Source organism: Aestuariivirga sp. (assembly GCF_037139295.1).
In the GTDB taxonomy this organism is placed as follows: domain Bacteria; phylum Pseudomonadota; class Alphaproteobacteria; order Rhizobiales; family Aestuariivirgaceae; genus Aestuariivirga.
This window is the reverse complement of sequence record NZ_JBAXGR010000174.1, coordinates 1-4,382: the sequence shown is the minus strand read 5'-3', so window position 1 is coordinate 4,382 and position 4,382 is coordinate 1. Positions and strand designations below refer to the sequence as shown.

Annotated in this window: 2 protein-coding genes; both read left to right on the top strand. The window is 63.3% G+C overall.

Annotated features, from left to right (window positions below; genetic code table 11):
- The coding region (locus tag WCJ41_RS20275) for a hypothetical protein (RefSeq protein ID WP_336907653.1) at positions 1-376 on the top strand (376 nt) is incomplete at its 5' end.
- A gap of 1,341 nt (positions 377-1,717) precedes the next feature.
- Positions 1,718-4,382, top strand: a 2,665-nt coding sequence (locus tag WCJ41_RS20270; protein WP_336907652.1) for a beta-ketoacyl synthase N-terminal-like domain-containing protein, incomplete at its 3' end; no start/stop codon positions are given.

Sequence of the window (4,382 nt, the reverse complement as noted above, 5' to 3'; positions counted from 1 at the left end):
TGATCTCAAGGCCGCAGAGTTCCTCCACAATGGCCGTGACCTTCCGGGTGCTGACTCCCTGCACGTACATTTCGGCGACGGCGAGCGTCATCGCCCGTTCAATGCGGACGCCTCGCTCGAGCGGCCGAGGTTAAAACGGCCGCCCGTTCTCGTCACGGTAGCCGCGAGTCTGGGGGATCCACAGATCCACCTGGCCGACGCGAGTCGTCAGGGTCTTGGGCTTGGATCCGTTGGTGTAGCCTTGACGATCGGCAGTTCGCTAATCAGACTCGGCTTGGAGCACCTGCTCTCGCTCGATCTGCATGGCGTGATTCATGAGCGTCGCGCGGGCAGATGCAATGGCCGTTGGGCCATGCTCGATGAGCATGGACCGTGAGGCACAGGCAGGCAGTTCTTAAATATGGTTCCGGATACACGCGGCACGTGTCATTTTGAGACACTTGCTGAGATGGTTTTGTGGCGCGGCGCGGAGATGCCCGATCGGGTTGCATTTACGTTTCTGAGCTACAAGTCTGCAAATGCGTTTGAGGCTGAAGAGTTGAACTATGGTCGGCTCCTGAACCGGGCCAAGTCGGTCGGTGCGGCCCTTCAGCAAAAATGCTCGCGTGGCGACCGTGTTTTGATTTTGTGTCCTCCGGGCTTTGATTATATCTCTGCGTTTTTTGGCTGCCAGCTTGGCGGCATGGTTGCGGTGCCGGCCTATCCGCCGCGCAATGCCAAGCATATGGACAGGCTGCAGGCGATCGTGGAAGACTGTGGTGCGGCGGCAATTCTGGCGCCTTCGGCGCTCGTCGAACGGATTACCCATTGGTCAGGGCTAAATGGCCAGCCGCCACTGGTTGTTGCGATCGATCAGCTGGACACCTCAGGTGCTCAGTTCTGGGTGGATCCCGGTGTCAGACCAGAGGATCTCGCATTTCTACAATACACATCCGGCACGACTGGTCGCCCCAAGGGAGTGATGATCCCGCACCGGGCAGTGTGCGATAATATCGGATGTATAGGGCAGATCTTTGGCTTGACGGAGGCAGACCGGAACGTGGGATGGCTCCCGCCATTTCATGATATGGGTCTCTTGACTGGCGTTCTGGTTCCGCTTGCATACGGGTGCCAGTCGATTCTCATGTCGCCTGGCAGCTTTTTGCAACGTCCGATGCGCTGGCTGGAGGCTGTCTCAGTGTTTGAGGCGACCTCCATCACCGGTCCTAACTTCGCCTGGCAATTGTGTGTCGATGCTCTCAATCGCTCTGGTGGTGACGTTTCTACACCTGGCTTCAGGCTCGATAGCCTTTCCAAGTTCTCATCTGGGGCAGAGCGCGTCAGGCCAGAAACATTGTGTCTATTTGTGGCGGCCTTTGGACGGTTCGGGTTCGCTGAGCGATGCATCGTGCCAGCGTACGGTATGGCCGAGACCGTTGCGATGGCAAGTGGCCGGCTGTCTGGGGATGGCCCGGTGGTTCGTCTGTTTGAGCGCGCCTGTGGTGATGTGGCGCAGGTGGGCGAGACGGTTGTGCGCTTGTTTTCCGAGCCGCATCGGCTGCCAGACGTGTTGTTTGAGGGGGCCGGCAAAGCTGTTACCTCATGTGGGCCGGTCGTGCCCGGGCATGACATGCGGATTGTTGATCCTGATAAGTGTGTTGAGCGTTCGGCTGGGGATGTTGGCGAAATCTGGCTGTCTGGTCCGAGTGTTGCGGCTGGTTACTGGGGGAAGCCGGAGGTGAGCCGGGAGGTTTTCCATGCGCGGCTTGCGGGTTCGCCGGAGGGTCCAGATTATCTGCGTACGGGTGATCTTGGGGCGGTGGTTGACGGGGAGCTTTACGTGGTTGGCCGCATCAAGGAGATGGTGATTGTAAGGGGTCGCAATCACTATGCGCAGGACCTTGAGGAATGCGCGAATGCGGCTGACGCGCTTTTCGGCAATGACCGGACGATTGCCTTCAGCGTTGAGGGGGAGACGGGCGAGGCGCTGGTTCTGGTGCATGAGGTGACGCGATCTGGGCTCCGGCAACTCGATGCAGGCGGTGTGGGACAGGCGGTTCGCCGTGCGCTGCTCGAGGCGCTTGAGCTTGACCTGTCGGCAATCATTTTCGTGAAGCCGGCATCGCTGCCGCGGACCACCTCTGGCAAATTGCAGCGCGGCCGGGCGAGGCAGTTGTTCCTGGCGAATGAACTGTCCGAGGTGGCGCGGTGGGAAGGGCCTGCCGGCGCTGGTCTGATCGGTGCTGTCGAAGCGGATGTGCCGGCGGGTGCGCTGCGCGAGTGGCGTGCGGAGGATGTGGAACTCTGGCTGCGGCAGCAGATCGGGGCGGCGATCGGTGCGCCGCCTGCCCAGGTACCGCTTGATGCCGGTTTTGCGGAGCTTGGGCTTGATTCGCTGCGAGCGATCCAGCTTGTCAGCCAGCTTGGCGAGACGCTGGGTGTGCATATCGATGCAAGCGAACTCTATGACACGCCGACGATTGCGGATCTGGCGCGGCGGCTGTCGGGCCAGGGCGCGGCGCGGCCTGCGCGCAAGTATGGCCCCACGCAAGGCTCTGAGGATGATCGCGTGGCGATTGTTGGGATGGCGTGCCGTTTTCCCGGGGCGGCGCGGAGTGCTGAGGCGTTCTGGTCCCTACTGTCTGGCGGACGCTCGGGGATCGGCGATGTGCTGGGCCGCTGGCGGGTGTCGGCGGCGGATGAGGGCGATGCCGCAGTGCGGGGCAGCGTGGAGCGCGGCGGCTTCATTGAGGAGATTGACCGGTTCGACGCGGGGTTTTTCCAGATTGCGCCGGTTGAGGCCAGCAAGATGGACCCGCAGCAGCGGCTGGTGCTGGAGGCCAGCTGGGCGGCGCTTGAGGATGCGGGTCTTGACCCGCGGCAATTGGCGGGCACGACGGCGGGCGTGTTCTTGGGGATCAGTACCTCGGACTATGCGCAGATCCTAGCGCAGTTGGGCCCGGGTGAGGCTGACCTCTATACCGGGATTGGCAGCGCCCAGAGCGTTGCCGCGGGCCGTGTGAGCTATGTCTTGGGCTTGCAGGGTCCGGCGGTCGCGGTTGACACCGCGTGTTCCTCCTCGCTGGTGGCCCTGCATCAGGCTGCCACTGCCCTTGTGCGGGGCGAAGTGGACCTTGCGCTGACGGGTGGCGTCAACGCCATCCTCACGCCCGATCTCAGCCTTGCCTTTGCGCGCGCACGCATGCTGTCGCCCGATGGTCTTTGCAAGACGTTTGATGCGTCGGCGGATGGGTATGTTCGCGGCGAGGGCTGCGGGATTGTGGTTCTGAAGCGGCTTTCGGATGCGGAGCGTGATGGTGACCGGATACTTGCGGTGATCCGTGGGTCTGCGGTGAACCAGGACGGAGCGAGCGCGGGGCTGACGGTTCCGAACGGCCCTGCGCAGCAGCGTGTGATCGGGGAAGCGCTGGAGCGTGCGGGCGTTCTGCCGCATGAGGTTGATTATCTCGAGGCGCATGGCACGGGGACGGCGCTTGGCGACCCGATCGAGGTGCGAGCGGCGGCGGCGGCGTATGGGGTTGGGCGTGACGCGTCGCATCCGCTTCTGATTGGTTCGGTGAAGACGAACATCGGTCACCTTGAGGCTGCGGCGGGGATTGCGGGCCTGATCAAGGCGGTTTTGTCTCTGCAGCATGGGGTTATTCCGAAACATCTGAACTTTGTGACGCCGAGCCCTCGGATTGACTGGTCTGGCCTTCCGGTGAAGGTGACGTCCGAGGCGACGCCGTTGCCGGCTGGCCTTGGGCGCCCGTGGCGGATCGGTGTATCGTCGTTTGGCTTCTCGGGCACCAATGCGCATGTGGTGCTGGAGAGCTACGGGCCGCGTGCGGTGGCAGGCGGGGAGGTTCAGCCTGGTGGCATGCCTGCTGGTGAGATGGCGGCGGTGGCCTCGCCGCGCCGGGTGCGTGTTGTGGCGCTGTCAGGGAAGACGTCGGGCGCGTTGTCGACGCTTGGGCAGCGCTGGGGTCAGTGGCTGTTGGGCCGGCAGGGGGATGCCCTGGCGGAGACGAAACTGCGGGAGTTGCTGTCGGATGCGGCCTTCACGGCGGGGGTTGGTCGGAGCCACTTCAACCACCGCGCAGCGATCGCGTTTACAGGTCCAGATGAACTTGCGTCGGGGCTTGCGGCGCTTGTGGGTGCGGATGAGGTGGCGTGTGCGGAAGGACGCGTGGCGGGTGTGCAGACGGGGGTTCGCAACCCGTCAGCGGGCGTGGCGCGGATCGGCTTCCTGTTCACCGGACAGGGCAGCCAGTGGGCGGGCATGGGCGCGACGCTGTATGAGAGCGAGCCGGTGTTCCGCTCTGTCCTGGATCGCTGCGAGGCGGTTGTGCTCAATCTGCGCGGGGTGTCGCTGCTCGACGTGATGTTCGGACGCGATTGCG